This window comes from Lelliottia sp. 7254-16 (assembly GCF_002922995.1).
Taxonomy (GTDB): domain Bacteria; phylum Pseudomonadota; class Gammaproteobacteria; order Enterobacterales; family Enterobacteriaceae; genus Enterobacter; species Enterobacter jeotgali.
The window spans coordinates 13719-39133 of sequence record NZ_PQVS01000017.1 but is presented as its reverse complement, the minus strand read 5'-3'; the positions used below and the strand labels follow the sequence as shown (position 1 = coordinate 39133).

The window sequence follows — 25415 nt, the reverse complement described above, 5'->3', positions numbered from 1 at the left end:
GGTCGCCCGGCCCATCACCCTTACACGCGTTCAACGCCAATCAGAATGGCGGTTTCCGGGTCCAGAATCGGCAGGACGATCCCCGCCTGCATCAGCCATTCGCCGCTCACCGTTTGCGGCGCTTCCATCCATGCCGGCAGTTTGCGCATGGTGTGGCCCCCTTCGCCGGTCAGGCGGATATTCGGGTGATCGAGCAACGTGATGCGGTACTGCGCGTCTGCTGCCAGGCCCGGCATGCGCAGCGGCATCATCAGGGTGTAATCCGGCATCGCCAGCTGGCTGACGATAAACAGCCCCTGTCGCTGGTCTTCACTCACTATACCTTGTGCCTGGGTGCTGGCATCCGGCATATCCACGCGCCACTGGGTGCCGTGGTGAATCACCTCGCGCCACTGTTTGTGCAGCGCGGCATAGCGGCGGTAGCCTTCGCGTTCGTGCTCGTCGACGGTAAGCGGATCCAGCTCCAGCCCCATATGCCCAAACAGCGCCGTCAGCCCACGGAATTCAATGCTGTGCTGGCGGAACGTGGCGTGGCATTTATGATGACCGATATGCGCACCCATTACCTCCGGCGGGAAGAAGTAGCTCATTCCGCGCTGGATGGTGTTGCGCTCAAGCGCGTCGTTATTATCGGACGCCCAGAAGCGATGGCAGCGGGTCAGGACTTCGTAATCAATGCGTCCGCCGCCGGACGAGCAGGATTCAAATTCCACCTGCGGGAAGCGCTGGCCCAGTGTCTCAAGCAGACAATAATACTGGCGCGTTTGCGCGTCCGCCGCCGCTTTACCGAGATGGCCCGGCTGCACCAGCTCGCGGTTCATGTCCCATTTCACATAGTCCACCGGATGTTCGCCCAGCAGCCAGCTCATGCGCTCCAGCAGATACTCAAAGGCTTCAGGAATATTCAGATTCAGCACCAGCTGATGTCGCCCCGTCGCCTGCGGATACCCCGGCAGGGCCAACACCCAGTCAGGATGCGCGCGGTAGAGATCGGAGTCCGGGTTAATCATCTCCGGCTCAACCCAGATGCCAAACTCCATGCCGAGATTTTTGACGTGATTGATCACCGGCATCAGGCCGTTGGGGTATTTTTTCTCGTCGAGCGTCCAGTCGCCGAGGGCGGCGTGGTCGTCATTGCGCCCTTTAAACCATCCGTCGTCGATGATGAAACGCTCCACGCCCAGCGCCGCGGCTTCGTCGGCCATGCGCATGATGTATTCCGGGTCGTGGTTGAAATAAATCCCTTCCCAGGTGTTGAGATGCACCGGGCGCGGTTTGTTTTCCGGGAAGCGAATAATATTATCGCGTAGATAGCGGTGGAACTGCTGACTCATCCCATTCAGCCCCTGCGCGGAGTAGCTGGCGTAGAGCTTCGGCGTCCAGAGCGTGTCGCCCTCGGCAATCGCCATTTCCCCCGGCAGATAGAGCGCTTCGGCCTGCACGTAGCGGCGGCCATCGGTTTTGACTTCGGCGCGCAGACGATGGTTACCGCTCCAGCCAAGGTGAACACCCCACACGTCGCCGTGCATTTCGCTGAACGCCGGTGTGCCGGTCATCAGGGCCGGGAAATGTTCGTGAGAGGTGCGCCCGCGGCGGTTCTCAATCACAAAACTGTCGTGCTCAAGGGTCAGGCGATGCGGCTGGAATTCGCGGATCCAGCGGCCATGAAACGCCATCACCTCTTTTGCGCGCTCCGACACCGGAAGCGTTACGGCCAGGCGATCCACCTGCCACGGCTGCTCCCGCAGGTTAGTCAAACCGTGGCGCACCACCAGCACGCCGCTCTCATCAAGGGCGAGTTCGCTGGTCAGGCGTAGCCCGGCGTGTTCGTCTTCCGCGGTGATAGACAGGCTCTGGCACTGCTGCTCGACGGCAACGGTCTTAAAAACCGGCGACCCGTCCAGCCCCTGACGATGCCCTTCAATTCCCGGCGCGCCAAACAGACCGTGGCCCAGTTCGGCCATCAGTGTCAGCGGAATATCGACATCCAGCCTGCCGTTGGCGACCGGGCGAATCAGGCTTTGCGCATCCTGCGGCGAAAAGTGGTGAAGGTGTGGTCCCCAGTAGACAATTTCGGCGAACGGGTGAGTTTTGATCACCACGTCCGTCGTCGGGCTTGTGAGTCGTAAAATGGAATCTTGCATCGGACATCTCCTGTCATCAGATGTCCTGAGTGTTGATCCGAAACGTTTCGGGTACCAACCCAAACGTTTCGGATCTGTGATCGACTTTTGAATTTTGCGGAGATTTAGGCCGTCTGGCCCGGTGAGAATTCAGGCTGCCACAGCACCTGCAGCCGGGAAATATCATCCCCATTAATCAGCTGGCGCACCATGTCGGCGATTTGCTTGCCCACGCCCTCGCGGGTGGACTGGATCACCGCCGCTACATCGGCCTCGACAATGCTGTCCTGCGGCAGACCGTCGTACACCACCAGCGAAACCGCATCGCGACCGGTGAGTCGCCCCTGCTGGGCCAGCGCCATCGCGGCTCCGTCGCCGTGGGTGTTGCAGTCGGTGACAATGGCGGTGGGCGGGTTGGGCAGCGACAACAGCTCAAGCGTCGCGGTATAGCCCGCGCGGCGTGACGGCGGCATGGCGCGCAGCCATTCGCTGGACAACCCCGCTTCGCACAGGGCGTCGAGATAACCTAAACGGCGCTGGGTGATAAACGCCTGACTGTTGTTTTCGCCTAACAGGGCGATGCGCTGATGGCCTTTGTCGATCAGCCAGCGCGTGGCGCGATAGGTGCCCGCGTAGTTGTCGAAATCAAACCATGCGTAGGGTTTCGGCAGCTGGCTACGACCCAGGGCGAGGAACGGAAAACCGGCGTTTTGCAGCTGCGTGAGGCGCGGGTCTTGATCGAGGGTATGGGCGACAATCAGGGCATCCACGCGGCGGCTTTGCACCATGCGCATGTAGCTGTGTTTGTCGGCAAGATCATCGTCAGCGATCAGCAGCAAATCAATCTCATGTCGCGCCAGTTCGTGGCTAATTTCGCCGACCATGTCCATAAATACGCTGTTATTGAGCGGAACTGGATGGACGGGGAACACCAGCCCGACGGCGTCAATTTTGCCCATCTTCAGACGACGGGCAAAGGTGTTCGGGCGATAGCCACGGCGCTGCGCTTCGGCTTCCACGCGCGCACGCGTCTCACGAGAAACGTCATCATATCCGTTGAGGGCGCGGCTGACCGTGGTAACAGACAGCCCCAGTTCTTTGGCAATGGCTTTGAGCGACATGATTTCCGGGTCCGAAGAAGTTAGTTTTGTTCCGCCACTAAAAGCGCGTGGGTATCCGGCTCCAGCGCTTTGAAGATATGCGGCTGATCGGCGGGATAGCAGATGTAATCGCCCGGACCTAGCTCTTCCGGTGCGTCCGTCAGGCCAATTAACGCGCGGCCCTGAGTGACGATAATATGCTCCACAGAGCCCGGCGGGTGCGGCTGCGAAATGCGGTCTGCGCCCGGCTGGGTCATCAGGAGGTAGACATCCCGACGCGCACCTGGCGGGCAGGACGCCAGCAAAATCGCCTGGTAGTTCGCCTGCTCGGCAATCACCTTCGTCCCTTCACCCCGGCGGATCACCTGCGTGGTCGGCTGCTGCGGCTCTAATAGCCGGGCAAAAGGAATACCCAGCGCCACGCACAGCGACCAGAGCGTTTCCAGGCTAGGATTTCCATTGCCTGATTCCAGTTGGGACAGCGTGGATTTGGCGATCCCGGCACGGCGCGCGATTTCCGCCAGCGACAGCCCGGTCCGCAGGCGTTCCCGCACCAGGCTTTTGGCAATCACGCTGATTGGCTGCGTCATAAAACGGCCTCTTGTTCTATAAATCGAACGAATCGTTCATCTTGAAAAACGATACTGATGCGTTCATTATAATGGAATCTCGTTCGATATGGCTAAAATTGTATGAAGAACTCCCTCTCCTGCCTGAAAGGCGACACGATAAAAGCGATCGTGCTGGTGTGCCTCGCCGTGGGCGTCGTCGGCATGTCCTACGGCTCGCTGGCGATGGCTTACGGCTTCCCGGTTTGGGTGCCATTTTTACTCTCGATTACCGTTCTCGCGGGCGCGTCGGAATTTATGTTTATTGGCATTGTCGCCAGCGGCGGTAATCCGCTTGCGGCAGCGGCGGCGGGTTTATTGGTGAATGCACGCCACGTACCGTTCGGCGTGACGGTGCGCGAACTGGTGGGGAAACGCGGACTGAGCTTCCTCGGCTGCCACATCATGAACGACGAAAGCGTGGTGTTTGGCCTGTCGCAAAAAACGCCCGAGCAGCGCAAAGCCGCCTACTGGCTGTGCGGCATGGGCGTGGCGATTATCTGGCCACTCGGCACGCTTTTAGGCGCGATGGTCGGCAAACTGCTGCCAGCGCCTGAAACTATCGGTCTCGATGCCGTGTTCCCGGCAATTTTGCTGGCGTTAGTGGTCCCGGCGTTTAAAAACCGTACTACGCTTGTCCGCGCCTGTAGCGGGGCGGCGCTGTCGCTGGCCGCGGTACCGTTCGCGCCGGTCGGTTTACCGGTACTGCTGTCGTTACTCGGTCTGGCAGCAAGGAAGAAATAATGGAAAACATGACGGTCTTTATCCTCGGCATCGCCATTTTGTCGGCAGGAACCTATCTGATGCGCCTCGGCGGGGCGAAACTCGGCAACCGTTTGGCGCTCTCTGAGCGGTCCCAGGCGTTGCTCTCAGATGCCGCAACGGTTCTGCTGTTTTCCGTGGCGCTGGCGACCACTTTCTACGAAGGCGAACATTTTGCCGGAATGGCTCGGGTGCTGGGCGTGGCGTTTGCGGTGTTCCTGGCGTGGCGCAAAGTGCCGCTGATCGTGGTGATTATCGCGGCGGCAGTAGTGACGGCACTGCTGCGCATAGCGGGCATCCATTGATAAAACACATTCCCTGATGATGAAAGATTCATCAGGGAAACCTCACACGTCAAAGTGTGGTTTCGCCCACAAAACGCCGCTTTGCTTCCCTGTTCTGTTGTCACTTTTCACTGACATATTCCCTCTCATAGCCAGCGCATCGCCCCCGTAGAATGGCAGCAGACATTCTCTGATGGAGTGGCATCATGGCCCTTCTTACGCCTCACTGTATTGACCTCAACATTCGCGGCAACAGTCCCTATTCTGTGCTGAAAGCGCTGTCCGATATGGCCTTTCAGAATGGCTTTATCACCGATCGCAGCGCCTTTTTGCAAACACTGTTACTGCGCGAAAAACTGCACTCCACCGGGTTTGGCTCGGGCATTGCGGTGCCACACGGCAAAAGTGTCGCCGTCAAACAGCCTTTTGTTCTCTTTGCCCGTCAAACCGAAGGGGTGGACTGGAAAGCCAGCGATAACGAGGCCGTCACCTGTTGGATTTGCCTCGGTGTACCGCAGGAGGGCGAGGACGATCAGGTAAAAGTGATCGGCAGCCTGTGCCGCAAAATTATCCACGCCGATTTTATCGCCCAACTCAAACAAGGCGATGCCGACCAGATTCTGACGCTGCTAAACCAGACGCTCAGCCAATAAGGGGTCAATCATGGAAAAATCCTTACGCCTGGTGGCGATCACCAACTGCCCGGCAGGCATCGCCCACACCTATATGGTGGCGGAAGCGCTGGAACGTAAAGCACGCGATTTAGGCCACACTATTCAGGTGGAAACCCAGGGGTCGAGCGGCGTGGAGAATCACCTCAGCGACGCCGCCATTCTTGCCGCCGATTATGTGATTCTGGCGACCGGGCGCGGTCTGAGCGCCGATGACCGCGCGCGCTTTGCGGACAAGCAGGTTTATCAGATTCCCATATCCCAGGCGCTGAAAAATATCGACGCCATTTTTGAAAATTTACCCGCGCAATCGCAGAGGTTTGCCGCCGATAACAGCGTGAAGCTGGGTAAGCAGGATGTGCCGCAGGGCAGCGTGATGAGCCACCTTATGGCGGGTGTTTCAGCGGCGCTGCCGTTTGTGATTGGCGGCGGTATTCTCGTCGCCCTCGCCAATATGCTGGTGCAGTTTGGCCTGCCGTACACCGATATGGCCAAAGGCGCACCGTCGTTTACCTGGGTTATCGAGTCCATCGGTTATCTGGGATTCACCTTTATGATCCCGATTATGGGCGCGTACATCGCCCTGTCGATTGCCGATAAACCGGCGTTCGCCCCGGCGTTTCTGGTCTGCTATCTGGCGAACGACAAAGGGCTGCTCGGCACCCAGTCCGGCGCGGGGTTTCTCGGTGCGGTGGTGCTGGGGCTGGCAATCGGTTATTTCGTACTGTGGTTCCGCAAGGTGAAACTGGGCAAGGCGTTGCAACCGCTGCTGGGGTCGATGCTGATCCCGTTTGTTACCCTGCTGGTATTTGGCGTGCTGACGTATTACGTGATTGGCCCGCTGATGTCCGATTTAATGGGCGGCCTGCTGCATTTCCTGAACACCATTCCGCCGTCGATGAAGCTCGGCGCGGCCTTCCTGGTCGGCGCGATGCTGGCCTTTGATATGGGCGGCCCGGTCAACAAAACCGCGTGGTTCTTCTGCTTCTCCCTGCTGGAAAAACATATCTACGATTGGTACGCCATCGTCGGCGTGGTTGCCCTGATGCCGCCTGTCGCGGCGGGTATTGCGACCTATCTCGCGCCGAAACTCTTTACCGCCCAGGAAAAAGCGGCAGCCAGTAGCGCGATTGTGGTGGGCGCGACCGTCGCCACCGAACCGGCCATTCCTTACGCCCTCGCCGCGCCGCTGCCGATGTTGACCGCGAATACCCTGAGCGGCGGTATTGCGGGGATGCTGACGATTTCGTTTGGCATTCAGCGTCTGGCGCCGGGATTGGGCGTATTCGATCCGCTGATCGGCCTGATGTCTCCGGCAGGCTCTTTCTATCTGGTGCTGGCGATTGGGCTGGCGCTGAATATCTCACTGATTATTTTACTGAAAGGCTGGTGGCTGAAACGTCAGGCCGCCCGTCTGGAGATGTCTCATGAACATTGAGTTACTGAAAGCATTGTGCGATTGCAGCGCGGTTAGCGGGGATGAGCAGGAGGTGCGCGATGTGCTTATCGACACCCTCGAAGAACACGCTGATGAAATCCGCTTTGATGGGCTGGGGAGTTTTATCGCCCGCAAAGGCGCGCGCGGCCCGAAAGTCGCCATCGTCGGGCACATGGACGAAGTGGGTTTTATGGTGACTCATATTACCGACGAGGGGTTTATCCGCTTCGACACCATCGGCGGCTGGTGGAGCCAATCGATGCTCAACCATCGCGTTACGATTCGTACCCGCAGCGGGCGCAAAATCCCCGGCGTGATCGGTTCAGTTGCGCCCCATGCGTTGAGCGAAAAGCAGAAGCAGCAGCCGATGATCTTTGACGAGATGTTTGTCGATATTGGTGCGAACAGCCGTGAAGAGGTCGTCAATCGTGGCATTGCGATGGGAGACTTTATCAGCCCGGAAGCCAATTTCGCCCGCTGGGGCGAGGACAAAATTGTCGCCAAAGCGCTGGATAATCGCGTCGGCTGCGCCCTGATGGCGGAGCTTTTCCAACGCGTCGATAATCCGAATATCACCCTTTATGGCGTCGGGAGTGTAGAAGAAGAGGTTGGGCTTCGCGGGGCGCAAACCTCCGCCGAGTCGATTAAACCGGACGTGGTGATCGTGCTGGATACCGCCGTAGCGGGCGATGTTCCGGGCATCGACGCGGTGAAATATCCGCTGAAACTGGGTTATGGGCCGGGCGTGATGTTGTTCGACAAACGCTACTTCCCGAATCAGAAATTGTTGGCGGCGCTGAAAGCGAGCGCAGAAAAACAGGAAGCGGCGCTGCAATTTAGCACCATGAAAACCGGTGCCACTGACGGCGGGCGGTATAACGTGATGGGCGGTGGCCGCCCGGTGGTGGCGCTTTGCCTGCCGACACGTTATCTGCACGCCAATAGCGGTATGATTTCAGCAACGGATTACGACGCGGCATTCACTATTGTCTATGAGCTGTTGATGTCCCTCGACGAGGAGCACGTCGCCGCGTTTACGCAGTTTCGCTAAGGATACAGCATGTTGAATGAACGCCAGTTTTCCCTACTCGATGCCATTGAATCACAGCCCGTATCGCTGAGCGTGCTGGCGCGGCAGACTGGCGTTTCGGCGCGCACTATTCTGCGTGATATTGATTATCTGAACTTTACCCTGAGCGGCAAGGCGCACATTCGCACGGCGGGCAACGCCCTGTATCAGTTGGATATCGTTGATCGCAAAAGCTATTTCCAGCTTTTACAGCGCCATGATAATGATGACCGGATGCTGGCCCTGCTGCTGATCCATCCGGTGATTACCCGCGCTCAATTAGCCGACGCGCTCAAGTTGCCTGATAGCTGGGTCGCCGAGCGCCTACCCCGGCTGAAAACCCGCCACCAGAGGGCGTTCAACCTGGCGAGCCGTCCCGGTGCGGGCCATTTCGTGGCAGTTGATGAAGCAAAACGTTTTCTCCTGCTCGCCAATGTCTTTCGCAAAGACCCCTTTGTGTATCCTCTGCCGGGTATCACGCCTGACGCTTACGCCCGACTGCTGGAAGAGGGTCGTCGGCAGACAGGCTGGCCGAATATCTCCGCTGATTATCGGGTGAGTATGATCCTTGCAGCCTGTGCGCTGCGGGAATGTCCACAATGCCCCGGCCCAACGATTCCAGAGAAAGTGCGGGAACGGCTCAATCATTTGCAGGACCAGGCCGACAGTATGACGCCCGAGTATGTCAGGGAGTTACTCACCGCCAGTTCCAGCCCGGGCTCACCGCATGTGGTAGATGCGCAGCTGATTGACGATCTGACTGGTCATCTTAAGCGCTGCGTGGCGATGCCGCAGTGGCTGGTGGAAAATCGTCAGGGATCGATGAATAACCTTAAGACCGCGTGGCCAGCCGCATTTGATATGAGCGTGAAATTTATCAATCATCTGCGAACGGTGATGGATATTCCGCTGATTGACAGCGATCTTCCGGGACTCTACTTCGCCTGTGCGCTGGAGCGCCATCAGCACGAATCGACGCCGGTTATCCTGTTGGCTGACCAGAACGCCATTGCCGCAATCAACAAAATGGCGATTGAGCGCGAGGTGCTGAACTGCCGGGTGATTGTGGCGCGCAATCCTGATGACGTCGAAGCCATCTGTGAAGAGCTGACGCCAGCGCTTATCGTCAACAACGGTCCTTACACACTTGATGGCGGGCCGCGTCACGTCTTGACCATCCGCAATATCATCACTTCAGCAGGCATCGATCAGATTAAAGACTTCCTCGCCTCGGCGTTTATTCGCCAGCAGCCGGAACGCTTTTTCCCGCCTGAGGGCTATTTTCATTATCACAACGCGGCGGGCGAAAGCTGGGCGCAGATTGTCGAGGCGATCGCAACGCGTCTGTGTGCCGAAAAGCGGTTAACGCCCGAAGAGTCACAGCGGATGTGTCAGCGAGAACAGGAAGGTGAAAATCTTATCGTGAATCGCATCGCGATTCCCCACTGCTGGAGCGATCGGCAAAAACCGTTTCGCGGATTTTTCGTTACGCTTGAACGCGGACTGCTGGTGAACGGTGAAGAGGTGCAGCATCTGGTGATGGCTTGCGCCAGCGCGGCGAATCGACAGGAGCTGAAAATTTTTAGCTTTCTGGCCAACGTACTGAACGGCCATTCGGTGGAGACAATCGAGAAAATTGCAGACTACGAGGGGTTTATTGCGTTACTGCGCTAAGACCTGTCCCTGCTCCGAAGAGCAGGGGACAGTGGCTACTGTTCTTATTTGTTCAGTTCAGCGGTCATGTGCACACGGTTACCGGAGAAAGCCTGGGTAATGGTGTAAGACGATGCGCCAGCTTGTTGAGCCTGAGCGGCGATTTTGGCTTCTGCACCGTCAATGGTGGAAGAAGTTGCTGTCACGGTCTGTGCAGCGAATGAACCAAAAGAAGCGGCCAGAGCGATAACTGCAACAAAAGTTTTGATGTTTTTCATGATGTAAATCCTTCAGTAAGTTGTTTAGATAAGGCGTTGTGCCTTGATGTGATAATAATAGGCTTCATCACTGACAACTAAAAGCGGAAGGATTTGCTCACGTCATTCAAATTTATTGATCAAAAATAAGACGCTGAGAATGGGTATAAATGGTCACTCTTCCTGGCTTACAAAACCCCACCAGCGTCAGGTTGCAGCGCTGCGCCACTTCCACCGCTAGGGTGGTCGCCGCCGAGACGGCAAACAGAATCTCGACCCCGCACATGGCCGCTTTTTGCACCATCTCATAGCTCGCACGGCTTGATACCAGCGCCGCGCCCTGCTGCCATTCATCGTTTTCACCAGCACGACGCCCGAGCAGTTTATCCAGCGCAACGTGACGCCCGACATCTTCGTGGCCGCCGGCAATTTTCCCGGAAGGCAAAACCCACGCCGCTGCGTGCGTACAGCCGCTCAACTGGCCGATTGGCTGGACGTCATTGAGATGCTCGAGCGCGTGATCGAGGTGTTTAAGCGTAAAGGTTTGGGTAAAAGGCAGCGGGACTATCGGCTTGCCGATATCGTTGAGCTGCTCGACGCCACACACACCGCAGCCCGTGCGCCCTGCGAGTGCACGACGGCGCTCTTTAAGATTCATAAAACGGCGGCTGGAAAGCTCGATTTGCACTTCGAGGCCGTTACAGACCTTCACCACGTCCATGCCGTAAATTTCCTGCGGGCGCTCGATAATGCCCTCGGAAAGAGAAAAGCCCATCGCGAACAGCTCAAGATCTTTTGGCGAGGCCATCATCACGACATGTGAAATACCGTTGTAAACCAGGGCAACAGGCACTTCCTCCGCCAAAAAATCGGGGACGGCGTGCGCAATGTGAGGGGGTCGATGTACCGAATGTTCCACTACGCCCACAGGCAGTGGAGACGACTGGGTATCACGATTTTGTTTAAACACAACGGTATTCCTGAGCAACCACAAAAGTGAGCCTGCTATTGCATCACAAACCGCAGGCCTTACGCATAGTATGGATCAACTTTTCGGCAGCCATACTCATCAAGTTTACCTACTCATTTGGGAGTGGCACAACTGAAGTGCTGATACAGCTCTTTAACAAGCCAGGACCGAAATGTGATAAATATCACACTTTATAATCATCAGAGTGATAATACGTTCACTTTGTATTAACCCCATCGGAACAGGCTTACCGACATTGTGGTATTCTCAAATCATATCCCTCGTGGAATTGAGGGAATACATCAAATTTTGAGCGTTATGGTTACTTTGCAATCATGCGCAAAAACAAAAAACGAGTAATGTCGAAACAAGGAGTGACCCATGCAGGTCAGCAGAAGGCAGTTCTTTAAGATCTGCGCTGGCGGTATGGCAGGCACGACGGCAGCGGCGCTGGGCTTTGCCCCCGGCGTAGCGCTGGCGGAGACACGGCAGTACAAACTGCTGCGCACCCGTGAAACCCGTAATACCTGTACGTACTGTTCTGTCGGTTGTGGGCTGTTAATGTATAGCCTCGGCGACGGCGCGAAAAACGCTAAAGCATCTATCTTCCATATCGAAGGTGATCCGGACCATCCGGTCAACCGTGGCGCGCTGTGCCCGAAAGGGGCCGGTCTGGTGGACTTCATCCACTCCGAAAGCCGCCTGAAATTCCCTGAATATCGCGCCCCTGGCTCCGATAAATGGCAGCAAATCAGCTGGGAAACGGCGTTTGATCGTATCGCTAAACTGATGAAAGAAGATCGTGATGCCAACTATGTCGCGCAGAATGCCGACGGCGTCACCGTTAACCGCTGGCTCTCCACCGGCATGCTCTGTGCTTCGGCATCCAGCAACGAAACCGGCTATTTAACGCAGAAATTTACGCGCGCACTCGGTATGCTCGCGGTCGACAACCAGGCGCGTGTCTGACACGGACCAACGGTAGCAAGTCTTGCTCCAACATTTGGTCGCGGTGCGATGACCAACCACTGGGTCGACATCAAAAACGCTAACCTCATCATCGTGATGGGTGGAAACGCGGCAGAAGCGCATCCAGTCGGGTTCCGCTGGGCGATGGAAGCCAAAATCCACAATGGCGCGAAACTGATTGTTATCGATCCCCGCTTCACGCGTACGGCGTCAGTGGCGGATTTCTACACCCCTATTCGTTCAGGTACTGACATTACTTTCCTGTCAGGCGTACTGCTGTATCTGTTAACTAACGAAAAATATAACCGCGAATATACCGAGGCTTACACCAACGCCAGCCTGATCGTGCGTGAGGATTACAGCTTTGAAGATGGTCTGTTCAGCGGCTACGACGCGGATAAACGCAAATACGACAAAACCAGCTGGAACTACGAGCTGGATGAAAACGGCTTTGCGAAACGCGACACCACGCTGACCCATCCGCGCTGTGTATGGAACCTGCTGAAAACGCACGTTTCCCGCTACACGCCAGAGGTGGTTGAGAACATCTGCGGCACACCGAAAGCCGACTTCCTGAAAGTCTGCGAGTACATCGCCGAAACCAGCGCTCATGACAAAACCGCGTCGTTCCTCTACGCACTGGGCTGGACGCAGCACTCCGTCGGCGCACAGAACATCCGCACTATGGCGATGGTTCAGCTGTTGCTTGGCAATATGGGAATGGCAGGCGGCGGCGTAAACGCCCTGCGCGGTCACTCCAACATTCAGGGCCTGACGGACCTTGGCCTGCTGTCGCAGAGCCTGCCGGGCTACATGACGCTGCCAAGCGAAAAGCAGACCGACATCCAGACCTACCTGACCGCCAACACGCCGAAACCGCTGCTGGAAGGCCAGGTGAACTACTGGGGCAACTACCCGAAATTCTTCGTCTCAATGATGAAGGCCTTCTACGGCGATAAAGCGACGGCGGAAAACAGCTGGGGCTTTGACTGGTTGCCGAAGTGGGACAAGGGTTACGACGTTCTGCAGTATTTCGACATGATGCATCAGGGAAAAGTGAACGGCTATCTGTGCCAGGGCTTTAACCCGGTCGCCTCGTTCCCGAACAAGAACAAGGTGGTGGAGTCGCTGTCGAAGCTGAAGTTCCTGGTGACGATTGACCCACTCAATACCGAAACGTCAACGTTCTGGCAGAACCACGGCGAATCGAACGACGTCGATCCGTCCAAAATTCAGACCGAAGTGTTCCGTCTGCCCTCCACCTGCTTCGCGGAAGAGAACGGCTCAATTGTCAACTCCGGTCGCTGGTTGCAGTGGCACTGGAAAGGCGCGGACGCCCCAGGCATCGCCCTGAACGACGGCGAGATCCTGGCCGGTATCTTCCTGCGTCTGCGCAAGATGTACGCGGCAGAAGGCGGTGCGAATCCAGAGCAGGTTCTGAACATGACCTGGAACTATTCGACACCAGATAATCCAGCCCCTGAAGAGGTGGCGATGGAGAGCAACGGTAAAGCGCTGGCGGATGTGATTGATCCGGCCACCGGCACCGTGCTGGCGAAGAAAGGCGATCAGCTGAGCACCTTTGCACATCTGCGTGATGACGGCTCAACCGCCAGCGGCTGCTGGATTTTCGCAGGTAGCTGGACGCCGAAAGGCAACCAGATGGCGAACCGCGATAACGCCGATCCGTCGGGCCTCGGCAATACGCTGGGCTGGGCATGGGCGTGGCCGCTGAACCGCCGCATTCTGTATAACCGCGCATCCGCTGACCCGCAGGGTAAACCGTGGGATCCGAAGCGTCAGCTCCTGAAATGGGACGGCGCGAAATGGGGCGGCGTGGATATTCCGGACTACAGCGCAGCCGCACCAGGTAGCGACGTTGGGCCGTTTATCATGCAGCCAGAAGGCATGGGCCGCCTGTTTGCGATCGACAAGATGGCAGAAGGTCCGTTCCCGGAACACTACGAGCCGTTTGAGACGCCGCTGGGCACCAACCCGCTGCACCCGAACGTTATCTCTAACCCGGCTGCCCGTATCTTTAAAGGCGATTTTGACGCGCTGGGTAAAAAAGATAAGTTCCCGTACGTCGGCACCACGTACCGTCTGACCGAACACTTCCACTACTGGACCAAACACGCGCTGCTTAACGCCATCGCGCAGCCGGAACAGTTTGTGGAAATCGGTGAGAAGCTGGCGAACAAGCTCGGTATCGCGCACGGCGATACGGTGAAAGTCTCGTCTAACCGTGGCTACATCAAGGCCAAGGCAGTGGTGACTAAACGTATTCGCACGCTGAATGTACATGGGCAACAGGTGGACACCATCGGTATCCCGATTCACTGGGGTTACGAGGGCGTGGCGAAGAAAGGCTTTATCGCCAACACCCTGACACCGTTCGTCGGTGATGCGAACACGCAGACGCCGGAGTTCAAAGCCTTCCTTGTGAACGTGGAAAAGGTGTAACGGAGACGACTTATGGCTTATCAATCGCAAGACATTATTCGTCGTTCCGCGACTAACGGTCTCACGCCCGCGCCTCAGGCGCGGGACCACCAGCAGGAAGTGGCGAAGCTCATCGACGTGACCACCTGTATCGGCTGTAAGGCTTGTCAGGTGGCGTGTTCGGAGTGGAACGATCTCCGTGACGAAGTGGGTCATAACGTCGGGGTGTACGACAACCCCGCCGATTTGACCGCCAAATCCTGGACGGTGATGCGTTTCTCGGAAGTGGAGCAGAACGACAAACTGGAGTGGCTGATCCGTAAGGATGGCTGTATGCACTGCGCCGATCCGGGCTGCCTGAAGGCGTGTCCGTCAGAAGGGGCTATCATTCAGTATGCCAACGGCATCGTCGACTTCCAGTCTGAGCAGTGTATCGGCTGCGGCTACTGCATTGCCGGCTGTCCGTTCAACGTGCCGCGACTGAACCCGGAAGACAACCGCGTCTACAAATGTACGCTGTGCGTCGACCGCGTGAACGTCGGCCAGGAACCGGCCTGCGTAAAAACCTGTCCGACAGGCGCTATCCACTTTGGCTCCAAAGAGGATATGAAAACCCTGGCGGGAGAACGTGTGTCAGAGCTGAAAACCCGTGGTTACGATAACGCCGGTCTGTACGATCCGGCGGGCGTTGGCGGGACGCACGTGATGTACGTGCTGCACCACGCTGACAAGCCGAATCTGTATCACGGCCTGCCGGAGAACCCGGAAATCAGCGCCACGGTGAAATTCTGGAAAGGCATCTGGAAACCGCTGGCCGCCGTTGGCTTTGCTGCGACCTTTGCCGCCAGTATCTTCCATTACGTCGGCGTCGGTCCGAACCGTGCGGAAGAGGAAGACGATAATCTGCATGAAGAGAAAGACGAGGTGCGCAAATGAAAAGACGTGACACCATCGTGCGCTATACGGCGCCGGAACGTATCAACCACTGGGTCACCGCCTTCTGCTTCATGCTGGCGGCGATAAGCGGGCTGGGGTTCTTCTTCCCGTCCTTCAACTGGTTGATGCAAATTATGGGCACTCCGCAGCTGGCGCGTATTCTGCACCCGTTTGTCGGTGTGATTATGTTTGCCTCGTTTATCATCATGTTTTTCCGCTACTGGCACCATAACCTAATCAATCGGGATGATATCTTTTGGGCGAAGAATATTCGTAAGATCGTCGTCAACGAGGAAGTGGGTGATACCGGGCGTTATAACTTCGGCCAGAAATGCGTATTCTGGGCGGCGATTATCTTCCTGGTCCTGTTGCTGGCAAGCGGCGTGATCATCTGGCGTCCGTATTTTGCGCCTGCTTTCTCAATCCCGGTGATCCGATTTGCGCTAATGCTGCATTCATTTGCCGCAGTAGCATTAATTGTGGTTATCATGGTGCATATCTACGCCGCCCTTTGGGTGAAAGGCACCATTACCGCGATGGTGGAAGGATGGGTAACCAGCACGTGGGCGAAAAAGCATCACCCGCGCTGGTACCGTGAAGTCCGCCAGAAACAGGAAAAGTCATCTGAATGAGTATTCGCATAATCCCGCAAGATGAGCTGGGTTCGAGCGAGAAACGCACGGCGGAATACATTCCGCCGCTGCTATTCCCCAGACTCAAAAACCTCTACAACCGCCGCGCAGAGCGTCTGCGCGAGCTGGCAGAGAACAATCCACTCGGTGAATTTCTTCGCTTTGCTGCACTGATCGCCCACGCGCAGGAAGTGGTTCTGTACGACCATCCGCTGCAAATGGACCTGGCTGCGCGCATCAAAGAAGCCAACGAGCAAGGTAAGCCGCCGCTGGATATCCACGTGCTGCCGCGTGATAAGCACTGGCAGAAGCTGCTGCACTCGCTGATTGCTGAGCTAAAACCTGAGATGAGCGGTCCCGCATTAGCGGTTATCGAGAACCTGGAAAAAGCCTCCGAACTGGAGCTGGAAGAGATGGCGAACGCGCTGTTTGCATCCGACTTCGCGTTGGTGAGCAGCGATAAAGCGCCATTTATCTGGGCCGCTCTTTCGCTTTACTGGGCGCAAATGGCCAGCCTGATTCCAGGTAAAGCCCGCGCCGAATACGGTGAAGCGCGTCAGTTCTGCCCAGTGTGCGGCTCGATGCCGGTGACCAGCATGGTGCAAATTGGCACCACACAAGGTTTGCGCTATTTGCACTGCAACCTGTGTGAGACCGAGTGGCACGTGGTGCGCATCAAATGCAGTAACTGCGAGCAGACCCGTGATCTGAACTACTGGTCTCTGGAAAACGAGAATGCGGCGGTTAAAGCAGAAAGCTGCGGTGACTGCGGGACTTACCTGAAGATTCTCTATCAGGAAAAGGACCCAAAAGTGGAAGCCGTCGCCGACGATCTCGCTACACTGGTACTCGACGCACGCATGGAACAAGAGGGCTTCGCCCGCAGCTCCATCAACCCGTTCCTGTTCCCGGGTGAAGGGGAGTAATTTTCTGTGATATTGCCGGGCATAGCTTGTTTGCCCGGCCTACAGAAAGTAGGGCGTTTTGACTCGATGAATGCCGGCAAAATCTTTCGTGTTGCGCGTGATCAGCTGGCAATGTCTAATCTGGGCGCTGGCAAGAATAATGGCATCTGGCAGCTTCATGCCAAATTCTGCACGCAGCTGCACGCTCCGCTCCGCCACATCCCGCGAGACATCAATAAGTTCAAATGCTCCCAATACCGCAGCTGTTTTCTCTTCCTGGTTATGCTTTCGTGCATCGACCATCACCTCCATCCAGGTGATGATACTGATTGCCCGATGAGCAGCCCCTTTTTCAATAGCATCCGCTGCGTCAGCGTTATTATTCAGAAGATCGATCAGAATATTGGTATCGAATACCGCCATGCGCTCCATGCTTTACCACTCCTCACGCAGCTTACGTTCATACTCAAGCCCATCTTCCACTTTATCGCCCCATAATCCCAGAGCCTCGCGAATCACCGAGGTACTTTGCCTGTCGAGGTACTGTTCAACTGCTTCCCGTAGTAATTCGGCGCGCGGCTTATTACGGAGTTGCTTGAGGTCATCAAGCCGCTGAAGGACATCGTCTGACAAGTCGAGGAGTATTCTACCCATATCGATTCCAACCATTATGCTCATATATACCCTTAGTATATCATCGTGGTTATTTAACCGACAAAGTACACACCAGCAATAGGGTTTTAAAGCGTAATTTTGCAGGTATGATCAATTTTGCGAGCCTCTTTCCAGATTTTCATGCCCACTAAAATCCATCATTTTCTTCTGCCAAAAACCAGGTTATAACACTGTATATCCAAACAGTTATCAGGAATGGTTATGGCTCTGGAAAAAGGAATTGCTGAACTGGTTCAAGATTTTGTTTCCTCCGGGGGGCCATCTGCCAGGAAGCAGAGTATTGATGACCGACGCGCAGGGTATGTTGCCAGCACGGTACTGGCGGGCGTGACGGAAACCCGTGTTCACATTGAAACGACTGAACTCGAAGGACTGCTGTTCCGGGTTTACTCGCCGCTGGATTCCGCCGAAACGCTACCGGCAGTCCTCTATTTTCACGGCGGGTGTTTTATCAGCGGTGGCTTTGACACGCACGATAACCAGCTGCGTCAGCTGGCGTATTACAGTCGCTGTCGGGTCATTGCCGTTCAGTATCGGCTGGCACCGGAGCATACCTTCCCCGCCGCTCATGATGATGCAGAGAAGGCCGCTCGTCTGATTTGGCAATATGCCGAAAGATTTGGTGCAGATAAAAATCGGATCACCCTTGCCGGTGACAGTGCTGGCGGGCATCTGGCGTTGGTGACCGCTATGCGGTTAAAAGCAGTCGGAGAATGGCAACCGGCACAGTTGCTCCTGATCTATCCGATGCTCGATGCAACGGCCTACTTTGAAAGCTACACCCGTAACGGCGCGGATTATGTCATTACTCGCGATACGCTCCTCAGCGGCTATGAATTCTACCTTGCTGGAACCGATCGCCATCATCCGGAGGCCAGTCCATTATGGCGTGATGATTTTAGTGGACTACCGCCAACGCACATCATTACTGCCGAGTTCGACCCGCTATGTGATGAAGGCGAAGCGATGTATCAACGTATGACGGACCAGAGCGTTGACTGTACGTGTCAGCGCTGGTCTGGTGTCATCCACGGATTCTTTCAACTGGGCGGTGTAAGCCAGGCTGCGCGAGATGTAATGAGAGATATCGCCTGGCGAGTGAGCTCACCAGGCCGTAAGGATTAATCAGGAATGGAGCTTACTCTTCCTCGTTTCCACCCTCTTCATACGGGCCGAAGGGTTTTGCAGGCAGTACAAGATAAGTACCTTCGAAGATCGCACCGGAGGTCTCATCGCCAAACAGCTCAACCTGCATCTGCACGCGCGCTTTGCGTCCGCGAGCCAGACGGTCCAGATCGCCGCTGAGCGAGCCTAAATCCGCCACCGCGCTCGGCTTTCCGCTGATGGGACTGCTGTAACGAATATGGGCATCGGCGAGGATAATCGTACCGCCGAGATGCCTTTCGCGCAGCATCAACCAGATAAGGCCCCAGCCGGTCAGGGTGGCCAGTGAGAACAGGCTACCGGCGAACAGAGTGTGGTGCGGGTTCTGATTGCCGATTTCCGGCATAGTGGTAATGAATTTCTGCCCGGTGTATTGCTGGATGCGAACACCCATCTTTTCGCTCAGCGGGATATGCTGATACCAGGCCTGCTGCAACTGACCGCACCAGTCGGCACGGTGGAGAATATCATCGAGGGTGGCGATGGGTTTGATCATCAAAAAATGACGAATCGGGGTAGTCTGCGGCGCAGTGATTTCGCCTTCGTTGACGAAACCCAGTTTGGAGAAGAATTCCACCGCATCTTCACGGGCGCTACAGGTGACGCGCTTGACGCCCTCCTGGCGGGCAACGGATTCGAGTGTCATCGCCATCAGGGTCCCAAGACCTTTATCCTGCACCGAAGGATGCACGGCCATAAAACGAATTGAGGCTTCGCTATCCGCGTTGATGTACAAACGCCCGACGGCAACCAGGTTGCCCTCTTCGTCGACCACCATCTGATGATGCGCCATCGCATCCCAGGCGTCGCGCTCGGAGCCTTTTGGCTGATGCAATGGTTTACGCAGCATTTCCCAGCGGAAGTGGTAGTAAACCTCTAATTCTTCTTCTGTTTGCGGTACTCGAAGGTGATACATAGCTGTACTCTCTCTTGTTACCCGCGGCCATGCCGCCAGCTGGCTCATACCTGGAGCCAGAACGTGACGGGGCCATCGTTCACCAGCGAAACCTGCATATCTGCAGCGAATCGTCCGGTTTGCGTATTCATTTCCTGCTGGCGACAACGTTCAACAAAATATTCATAGAGCGCTTCTGCACGCTCAGGAGCTGCCCCTTTGGAGAACCCAGGACGCATTCCGCGTTCCGTATCGGCGGCCAGGGTAAACTGAGACACCACCAGCACGCTGCCACCCGCCTGCTGTACGTTAAGATTCATCTTCCCTTCAGCGTCACTGAAGATGCGATAACCCAGCACACGCTCGGTTAAACGGTTCGCTTTTTGTTCGTCATCATCCTTTTCGACACCTAATAACACCAAAAGTCCTGGGCCAATTTCACCCGTCACCTCATCCTCCACGGTGACGCTGGCCCGGGTTACGCGCTGAATCAATGCAATCATAGTTGGTCTGCTTCTTCTTGTTCTGCGGCTTGTTTGAGTTTGCGATATTCACCGAGAGTGACAGTTATTTCGGCACCTAGCAAGACGATACACCAGGTCCAGTAGACCCAGACAAACAAAATCGGGATCACCGCCAGCACGCCATAAATCAGCTGATACGACGGGAACATAGTGATGTAAACCGCGAAGCCTTTTTTACCCAGTTCGAAGAGAACAGCGGCGACCAGCGCCCCGACAATGGCATCTCGATTCGGAACACGCGTGGTCGGCACCACGCTATAGAGCAGCCAAAAAGAGAGCCAGGACAAAATCAGTGGGAAGATGCGTAACACGTTGTCGATAACGCTGTTGAGATCGCTCGCCCAGCGCAACGAGAGCAGATAAGAACTGATTGCCAGACTGGCCCCGGCCAGCAGCGGCCCCAGCGTCAGAATCATCCAGTACACCGCAAAGGAGTACACTTTGGGCCGCGCCTTTTTACTGTGCCAGATAGTATTCAGCGCGCTATCGATGGCATACATCAGCAGCAGCGCGGTGACAATTAATCCGCACGCGCCCACGGCGGTCATCTTGCTGGAGTTGGCGACGAACTGCTCGATATATCCCTGAATCACATCCCCGGTAGCGGGAATGAAGTTCGCAAAAACGAAATGACGCAGTTGCAGGCTCACGTCGGCAAACATCGGAAAGGCAGAGAACAACGCGAAAATCACCGCTACCAGCGGCACTAACGAGAGCAACGACACATAGGCGAGATTACCCGCCAGCGTGGTCATGTTGTCCTCATCAATGCGCTGCCAGAGCAGTTTTATCCACGCCCGAAACGGACGCGTATGATGAGTGGCTTTTTGATGAACGGTTTTTAGCATAACAACTTCGCAAAATAGTTCGGTATCGTCTCTTTCCCGGTCACCAGGATCGACGTGATACCCAACTGGTTAGCTCCCTCTATATTATCGGCGTTATCGTCAAAAAAGACCGTATCGGCAGCCGAGAAACCTTCTGCCTGCAATACTGCCTGGTAAATTCGTGCTTCGGGTTTGCGCATCCCCATCTCCTGCGACAGGTATATTTTATCTGCGGAGTCATGGATTTGCGGATATTCACCGGGCCAGAAGGTGGTGTGCAGACGATTGGTATTGGATAGCACGACCACGCGATGCCCCTGCTCGCGCAGTTTATTCATGGTGTCGATGACCTCCGGGCGGAGCGCCACAAAGACCGCCTGCCAGCCGTGAGCAAACTGCTCGTAGCTTAAGGGCAGGTCCATCTCATGACACATGGCTTCAGCGAAGGCTTCATCGCTGATTTCACCCCGCTCATGCTGATGGAAAGCCTCTCCCATAGTGAAATTCTGCTTAAGCGTCGCCAGCGGCACACGGCTAAAATCGCTCCATGCCCCCAGCACTCGATTGAAATCGATATCGACGATGACATTTCCTAAGTCAAAGATATAAAGCATGTTTATCCCCTTCGCGCCGTGGAGAAATAACTGTAGCGGGAAAGAGAGGCTTTGGCTATGCGCCAGATTCAGGTTAAAGGCAGGGAGAGTCCTGGAATTTATACAAATAAAAAAGCCGCTGAAACTCAGCGGCTTTTCGCACTACGCACCTCAGAGAGGTATCGTATTAGTCTTTGCTGCCACGGCCCGCACGTTTACGGTCGTTCTCAGTCAGGTGACGTTTACGGATACGTACGGAGGTAGGGGTAACTTCTACCAGTTCGTCGTCATCGATAAATTCCAGAGCCTGCTCAAGAGACATTTTCTGTGCTGGAACCAGCGTGGTTGCTTCGTCAGTACCGGAAGCACGCATGTTGGTCAGTTTCTTACCGGTCAGGCAGTTTACAGTCAGGTCGTTAGAACGACTGTGAATACCGATGATCTGGCCTTCGTAAACTTCTGCACCGTGACCCAGGAACAGCTTACCGCGGTCCTGCAGGCTGAACAGTGCGAACGCAACTGCTTTACCCTGGCCGTTAGAGATCAGCACGCCGTTCTGGCGCTGGCCGATTTCACCCGGTTTAACGTCATCGTAGTGGCTGAAGGTGGAGTACAGCAGACCAGTACCGGAAGTCATGGTCATGAACTCGGTACGGAAGCCGATCAGGCCACGTGCCGGGATCAGGTAATCCAGACGAATACGGCCTTTGCCATCAGGGATCATGTCTTTGACATCGCCCTTACGCTCGCCCATAGCCTGCATCACAGAACCCTGATGCTGTTCTTCGATATCCAGAGTCACGTTCTCGAACGGCTCTTGCATACGGCCATCGATCATACGGTTAATAACTTTCGGACGGGACACAGCCAGTTCGAAGCCTTCACGACGCATGTTTTCGATAAGAACGGACAGGTGCAGCTCACCACGACCGGATACACGGAACGCGTCCGCATCTTCGGTTTCTTCAACACGCAGTGCAACGTTGTGCACCAGCTCTTTGTTCAGGCGGTCAAGAATCTGACGAGAGGTAACGTATTTACCTTCTTTGCCACAGAACGGAGAGGTGTTGACGTTGAAGAACATGGTTACAGTCGGTTCATCAACAGACAGCGCTGGCAGTGCTTCGACGTTTTGCGGATCGCAAAGGGTGTCGGAGATGTTCAGCTCGCCCAGACCGGTGATCGCGATGATGTCGCCAGCTTCGGCTTCGGTGGATTCAATACGCTCCAGACCGAGGTGAGTCAGAACTTTGCCGACTTTACCGTTGCGGGTTTTACCTTCGCTGTCGATAACAGTGATCTGCTGGTTAGGCTTCACTTTACCGCGCTTGATGCGACCGATGCCGATTACGCCAACGTAGTTGTTGTAATCCAGCTGGGAGATCTGCATCTGGAACGGACCATCGAGGTCAACGCTTGGTGCTTTAACGTGGTCAACAATCGCCTGGTACAGCGGGGTCATGTCTTCCGCCATATCAGTGTGATCGTTGCCCGCGATACCCATCAATGCTGATGCATAGATGATTGGGAAGTCGAGCTGCTCGTCGCTCGCATCCAGGTTTACGAACAGGTCAAACACCTGATCCACAACCCAGTCAGGACGCGCGCCAGGACGGTCAACTTTGTTGATAACCACGATTGGCTTCAAACCATGGGCAAATGCCTTTTTGGTTACGAAGCGCGTCTGCGGCATTGGGCCATCCATTGCGTCAACGACCAGCAGAACGGAGTCTACCATGGACATTACACGTTCAACTTCACCACCGAAGTCGGCGTGGCCTGGGGTATCAACGATGTTGATACGGTAGTCATTCCATTTGATAGCGGTGTTTTTAGCGAGGATGGTAATCCCACGCTCTTTCTCCAAATCGTTGGAGTCCATCACGCGTTCGGTGGCTTCAGCACGATCATTACTGAAGGTACCGGATTGCTGCAGCAGCTTATCAACCAGGGTAGTTTTACCATGGTCAACGTGCGCGATGATGGCGATATTACGCAGATTTTCGATCACAACTTTGCCTCAGGCATTTAGAAATAGCGCGTTATTGTACACGGATTAATCGCAGGACTAAACAGGATCACAAACATCCTCCGCAAACAAGTATCGCAGAGTTGCTTTGTGACCGCTTTCACGCAGCGTAAAAAGTGCACTTTAACGAAAATTGCACCAATATGGTGCTCAATGTTCACAATGAAGCACTATACTGGTGCAAGATGACTTTCGTGGTGCAGTTCATTTGCACTATGACGTGCATGATAACGCCTTTTTGGGGTGATTTAAAAGTTGGCACAGATTTCGCTTTATAAAAATACGGCAAAAACATGGCGACCACGCCAGCCTTAAACAGAATTGAAGACCTCGTTACCACGACGACAATGACCAATCCGGGAGAGTTAAGTATGTCCGCTGAACACGTTTTGACGATGCTGAACGAACACGAAGTGAAGTTTGTTGATCTGCGCTTCACCGATACCAAAGGCAAAGAACAGCACGTCACAATTCCTGCTCATCAGGTAAATGCCGAATTCTTCGAAGAAGGCAAAATGTTTGACGGCTCCTCAATCGGCGGCTGGAAAGGTATCAACGAATCCGACATGGTTCTGATGCCAGACGCAACCACTGCGCTCATTGACCCGTTCTACGAAGAGTCTACCCTGATTATCCGTTGCGACATCCTTGAGCCAGGCACGCTGCAGGGCTACGACCGCGACCCACGCTCCATCGCTAAACGCGCTGAAGAGTACCTGCGTTCTACCGGCATCGCGGACACCGTGCTGTTCGGGCCAGAGCCAGAGTTCTTCCTGTTTGACGACATCCGCTTTGGTGCATCTATCTCCGGTTCCCACGTGGCTATCGACGATATCGAAGGCGCATGGAACTCCTCCACCAAATACGAAGGTGGTAACAAAGGTCACCGTCCAGGCGTGAAAGGCGGTTACTTCCCGGTTCCTCCGGTCGATTCTTCTCAGGACATTCGTTCTACCATGTGTCTGATCATGGAAGAGATGGGCCTGGTGGTTGAAGCGCATCACCACGAAGTGGCGACAGCCGGTCAGAACGAAATCGCAACCCGCTTTAACACCATGACCAAAAAAGCGGATGAGATTCAGATCTACAAATATGTGGTTCACAACGTTGCCCACCGCTTCGGCAAAACCGCGACATTCATGCCAAAACCGATGTTCGGCGATAACGGTTCCGGTATGCACTGCCACATGTCTCTGTCCAAGAACGGAACCAACCTGTTCTCTGGCGACAAATATGCCGGTCTGTCCGAGCAGGCGCTGTTCTACATCGGTGGTGTTATCAAACACGCTAAAGCGATCAACGCCCTGGCGAACCCAACCACCAACTCTTACAAGCGTCTGGTCCCAGGCTACGAAGCGCCTGTTATGCTGGCTTACTCTGCCCGTAACCGTTCTGCTTCTATCCGTATCCCAGTGGTTGCGTCTCCAAAAGCGCGTCGTATCGAAGTGCGCTTCCCGGACCCAGCGGCTAACCCATACCTGTGCTTCGCAGCGCTGCTGATGGCGGGTCTTGACGGTATTAAGAACAAGATCCACCCAGGCGAAGCGATGGATAAAAACCTGTACGACCTGCCGCCAGAAGAAGCGAAAGAGATCCCACAGGTTGCCGGTTCTCTGGAAGAAGCGCTGAACGCGCTGGACGCCGACCGTGAGTTCCTGACGGCTGGCGGTGTGTTCACTGACGACGCCATCGATGCTTACATCGCCCTGCGTATCGAAGAGAACGACCGCGTGCGCATGACTCCACATCCGGTTGAGTTCGAACTGTACTACAGCGTTTAAGTTTGACGATTTCAGGCGACCTTTTACGCCTGAAATCGAAAGCAGATTTTTTGTTGCCGTGGAAACTTTTTAGCCCATCTCCGGATGGGCTTTTTTCTCCACCAACAA

At 55.4% G+C, this 25415-nt stretch carries 24 protein-coding genes; 12 read left to right on the top strand and 12 right to left on the bottom strand.

What is annotated here, in order from left to right:
* Positions 1–20: 20 nt before the first annotated feature.
* The 3 genes from C3708_RS19130 to C3708_RS19120 all read right to left on the bottom strand — a co-directional run bounded on the left by C3708_RS19130 (position 21) and on the right by C3708_RS19120 (position 3813).
* Positions 21–2144 carry an alpha-galactosidase gene (locus tag C3708_RS19130; protein WP_103949999.1) on the bottom strand — a complete coding sequence of 708 codons (2124 nt, stop codon included), beginning with the start codon at positions 2142–2144 and terminating at the stop codon, positions 21–23.
* A gap of 104 nt (positions 2145–2248) precedes the next feature.
* Positions 2249–3244, bottom strand: coding sequence for a substrate-binding domain-containing protein (locus tag C3708_RS19125; protein WP_103949998.1), 996 nt, complete (start codon positions 3242–3244; stop codon positions 2249–2251).
* Positions 3245–3264: 20 nt separating this feature from the next.
* Positions 3265–3813, bottom strand: a complete 549-nt coding sequence (locus C3708_RS19120; protein ID WP_095284012.1) for a helix-turn-helix domain-containing protein — start codon at positions 3811–3813, stop codon at positions 3265–3267.
* A gap of 102 nt (positions 3814–3915) precedes the next feature.
* Here C3708_RS19120 and C3708_RS19115 point away from each other — a divergent pair, with 102 nt between their 5' ends.
* From C3708_RS19115 to C3708_RS19090, 6 genes are all read left to right on the top strand, one after another.
* The gene (locus C3708_RS19115) at positions 3916–4575 is read left to right on the top strand and encodes an AzlC family ABC transporter permease (RefSeq protein WP_095284013.1); all 660 of its coding nucleotides are present in this window, start codon (positions 3916–3918) and stop codon (positions 4573–4575) included.
* Entirely contained in the window at positions 4575–4898 is a 324-nt protein-coding gene (locus C3708_RS19110; RefSeq protein WP_095284014.1) for an AzlD domain-containing protein, read from the top strand. Before C3708_RS19115 ends, C3708_RS19110 begins: the two co-directional genes overlap by 1 nt.
* 185 nt (positions 4899–5083) lie before the next feature.
* Entirely contained in the window at positions 5084–5530 is a 447-nt protein-coding gene (locus C3708_RS19105; protein ID WP_095284015.1) for a PTS fructose transporter subunit IIA, read from the top strand.
* 10 nt (positions 5531–5540) lie between these two features.
* Entirely contained in the window at positions 5541–6986 is a 1446-nt protein-coding gene (locus tag C3708_RS19100; protein ID WP_103949997.1) for a PTS fructose-like transporter subunit IIBC, read from the top strand.
* Positions 6976–8037, top strand: coding sequence for an aminopeptidase (locus C3708_RS19095; RefSeq protein WP_103949996.1), 1062 nt, complete (start codon positions 6976–6978; stop codon positions 8035–8037). The genes C3708_RS19100 and C3708_RS19095 overlap by 11 nt, the downstream gene beginning before the upstream one ends.
* Positions 8038–8046: 9 nt before the next feature.
* Positions 8047–9729, top strand: a complete 1683-nt coding sequence (locus C3708_RS19090; protein WP_103949995.1) for a putative frv operon regulatory protein — start codon at positions 8047–8049, stop codon at positions 9727–9729.
* Between the two features lie 44 nt (positions 9730–9773).
* Here the strand turns inward: C3708_RS19090 and C3708_RS19085 are convergent, their stop codons facing one another.
* Positions 9774–9986, bottom strand: coding sequence for a YdgH/BhsA/McbA-like domain containing protein (locus C3708_RS19085; protein WP_095284019.1), 213 nt, complete (start codon positions 9984–9986; stop codon positions 9774–9776).
* Between the two features lie 112 nt (positions 9987–10098).
* Positions 10099–10935, bottom strand: coding sequence for a formate dehydrogenase accessory sulfurtransferase FdhD (fdhD, locus tag C3708_RS19080; protein ID WP_103949994.1), 837 nt, complete (start codon positions 10933–10935; stop codon positions 10099–10101).
* A 381-nt stretch (positions 10936–11316) separates the two neighbouring features.
* Between fdhD and fdnG the strand changes: the two genes are divergently transcribed.
* Genes fdnG through fdhE form a run of 4 tightly spaced genes read left to right on the top strand, consistent with a single transcriptional unit; the run spans position 11317 to position 16840 of the window.
* Positions 11317–14367, top strand: coding sequence for a formate dehydrogenase-N subunit alpha (gene fdnG, locus C3708_RS19075; RefSeq protein ID WP_103949993.1), 3051 nt, complete (start codon positions 11317–11319; stop codon positions 14365–14367).
* Positions 14368–14379: 12 nt separating this feature from the next.
* Positions 14380–15282: a formate dehydrogenase subunit beta gene (fdxH, locus tag C3708_RS19070; RefSeq protein WP_095284023.1), complete on the top strand. Its 903-nt coding sequence runs from the start codon at positions 14380–14382 to the stop codon at positions 15280–15282.
* On the top strand, positions 15279–15914 hold the full coding sequence (gene fdoI / locus C3708_RS19065; RefSeq protein ID WP_095284024.1) for a formate dehydrogenase cytochrome b556 subunit: 636 nt from the start codon (positions 15279–15281) through the stop codon (positions 15912–15914). The genes fdxH and fdoI overlap by 4 nt, the downstream gene beginning before the upstream one ends.
* Positions 15911–16840: a formate dehydrogenase accessory protein FdhE gene (gene fdhE, locus C3708_RS19060; RefSeq protein WP_095284026.1), complete on the top strand. Its 930-nt coding sequence runs from the start codon at positions 15911–15913 to the stop codon at positions 16838–16840. Before fdoI ends, fdhE begins: the two co-directional genes overlap by 4 nt.
* A gap of 39 nt (positions 16841–16879) precedes the next feature.
* Here the strand turns inward: fdhE and C3708_RS19055 are convergent, their stop codons facing one another.
* Both C3708_RS19055 and C3708_RS19050 read right to left on the bottom strand, forming a co-directional pair.
* The gene (locus C3708_RS19055; RefSeq protein ID WP_103949992.1) at positions 16880–17251 is read right to left on the bottom strand and encodes a PIN domain-containing protein; all 372 of its coding nucleotides are present in this window, start codon (positions 17249–17251) and stop codon (positions 16880–16882) included.
* 3 nt (positions 17252–17254) lie between these two features.
* Positions 17255–17497 (bottom strand): ribbon-helix-helix protein, CopG family, encoded by a 243-nt coding sequence (locus C3708_RS19050; RefSeq protein ID WP_103949991.1) that lies wholly within the window; start codon positions 17495–17497, stop codon positions 17255–17257.
* A 198-nt stretch (positions 17498–17695) separates the two neighbouring features.
* On the opposite strand from C3708_RS19050, the gene C3708_RS19045 reads away from it, so the two are divergent.
* Complete coding sequence (locus tag C3708_RS19045; protein ID WP_103949990.1) at positions 17696–18619, top strand: alpha/beta hydrolase; 924 nt, start codon at positions 17696–17698, stop codon at positions 18617–18619.
* A 13-nt stretch (positions 18620–18632) separates the two neighbouring features.
* On the opposite strand, the gene fabY is transcribed toward C3708_RS19045, so the two are convergent.
* The 5 genes from fabY to typA all read right to left on the bottom strand — a co-directional run bounded on the left by fabY (position 18633) and on the right by typA (position 23508).
* Positions 18633–19574: a fatty acid biosynthesis protein FabY gene (gene fabY / locus C3708_RS19040; RefSeq protein WP_158251375.1), complete on the bottom strand. Its 942-nt coding sequence runs from the start codon at positions 19572–19574 to the stop codon at positions 18633–18635.
* Between the two features lie 44 nt (positions 19575–19618).
* Complete coding sequence (gene dtd / locus C3708_RS19035) at positions 19619–20056, bottom strand: D-aminoacyl-tRNA deacylase (protein WP_095284033.1); 438 nt, start codon at positions 20054–20056, stop codon at positions 19619–19621.
* The gene (locus tag C3708_RS19030; RefSeq protein ID WP_095284034.1) at positions 20053–20925 is read right to left on the bottom strand and encodes a virulence factor BrkB family protein; all 873 of its coding nucleotides are present in this window, start codon (positions 20923–20925) and stop codon (positions 20053–20055) included. Before C3708_RS19030 ends, dtd begins: the two co-directional genes overlap by 4 nt.
* A complete protein-coding gene (yihX, locus tag C3708_RS19025) occupies positions 20919–21518 on the bottom strand; it encodes a glucose-1-phosphatase (RefSeq protein WP_095284036.1) in 600 nt (199 codons plus the stop codon). Before yihX ends, C3708_RS19030 begins: the two co-directional genes overlap by 7 nt.
* A gap of 166 nt (positions 21519–21684) precedes the next feature.
* A complete protein-coding gene (gene typA, locus C3708_RS19020; protein WP_095284037.1) occupies positions 21685–23508 on the bottom strand; it encodes a ribosome-dependent GTPase TypA in 1824 nt (607 codons plus the stop codon).
* Between the two features lie 389 nt (positions 23509–23897).
* On the opposite strand from typA, the gene glnA reads away from it, so the two are divergent.
* Entirely contained in the window at positions 23898–25307 is a 1410-nt protein-coding gene (gene glnA, locus C3708_RS19015; protein ID WP_095284040.1) for a glutamate--ammonia ligase, read from the top strand.
* The last annotated feature ends 108 nt before the right edge of the window (positions 25308–25415 follow it).

Bases quoted from the DNA above. Each gene is read 5' to 3' on its own strand.
- C3708_RS19045 (WP_103949990.1), top strand. From the start codon at position 17,696: ATGGCTCTGGAAAAAGGAATTGCTGAACTGGTTCAAGATTTTGTTTCC.
- C3708_RS19110 (WP_095284014.1), top strand. From the start codon at position 4,575: ATGGAAAACATGACGGTCTTTATCCTCGGCATCGCCATTTTGTCGGCA.
- C3708_RS19055 (WP_103949992.1), bottom strand. From the start codon at position 17,251: ATGGAGCGCATGGCGGTATTCGATACCAATATTCTGATCGATCTTCTG.
- C3708_RS19120 (WP_095284012.1), bottom strand. From the start codon at position 3,813: ATGACGCAGCCAATCAGCGTGATTGCCAAAAGCCTGGTGCGGGAACGC.
- fdoI (WP_095284024.1), top strand. From the start codon at position 15,279: ATGAAAAGACGTGACACCATCGTGCGCTATACGGCGCCGGAACGTATC.
- fabY (WP_158251375.1), bottom strand. From the start codon at position 19,574: ATGTATCACCTTCGAGTACCGCAAACAGAAGAAGAATTAGAGGTTTAC.
- C3708_RS19085 (WP_095284019.1), bottom strand. From the start codon at position 9,986: ATGAAAAACATCAAAACTTTTGTTGCAGTTATCGCTCTGGCCGCTTCT.
- C3708_RS19095 (WP_103949996.1), top strand. From the start codon at position 6,976: ATGAACATTGAGTTACTGAAAGCATTGTGCGATTGCAGCGCGGTTAGC.
- C3708_RS19105 (WP_095284015.1), top strand. From the start codon at position 5,084: ATGGCCCTTCTTACGCCTCACTGTATTGACCTCAACATTCGCGGCAAC.
- C3708_RS19115 (WP_095284013.1), top strand. From the start codon at position 3,916: ATGAAGAACTCCCTCTCCTGCCTGAAAGGCGACACGATAAAAGCGATC.
- fdxH (WP_095284023.1), top strand. From the start codon at position 14,380: ATGGCTTATCAATCGCAAGACATTATTCGTCGTTCCGCGACTAACGGT.
- glnA (WP_095284040.1), top strand. From the start codon at position 23,898: ATGTCCGCTGAACACGTTTTGACGATGCTGAACGAACACGAAGTGAAG.
- C3708_RS19050 (WP_103949991.1), bottom strand. From the start codon at position 17,497: ATGAGCATAATGGTTGGAATCGATATGGGTAGAATACTCCTCGACTTG.
- C3708_RS19090 (WP_103949995.1), top strand. From the start codon at position 8,047: ATGTTGAATGAACGCCAGTTTTCCCTACTCGATGCCATTGAATCACAG.
- C3708_RS19125 (WP_103949998.1), bottom strand. From the start codon at position 3,244: ATGTCGCTCAAAGCCATTGCCAAAGAACTGGGGCTGTCTGTTACCACG.
- yihX (WP_095284036.1), bottom strand. From the start codon at position 21,518: ATGCTTTATATCTTTGACTTAGGAAATGTCATCGTCGATATCGATTTC.
- fdhE (WP_095284026.1), top strand. From the start codon at position 15,911: ATGAGTATTCGCATAATCCCGCAAGATGAGCTGGGTTCGAGCGAGAAA.
- C3708_RS19130 (WP_103949999.1), bottom strand. From the start codon at position 2,144: ATGCAAGATTCCATTTTACGACTCACAAGCCCGACGACGGACGTGGTG.
- dtd (WP_095284033.1), bottom strand. From the start codon at position 20,056: ATGATTGCATTGATTCAGCGCGTAACCCGGGCCAGCGTCACCGTGGAG.
- C3708_RS19100 (WP_103949997.1), top strand. From the start codon at position 5,541: ATGGAAAAATCCTTACGCCTGGTGGCGATCACCAACTGCCCGGCAGGC.
- C3708_RS19030 (WP_095284034.1), bottom strand. From the start codon at position 20,925: ATGCTAAAAACCGTTCATCAAAAAGCCACTCATCATACGCGTCCGTTT.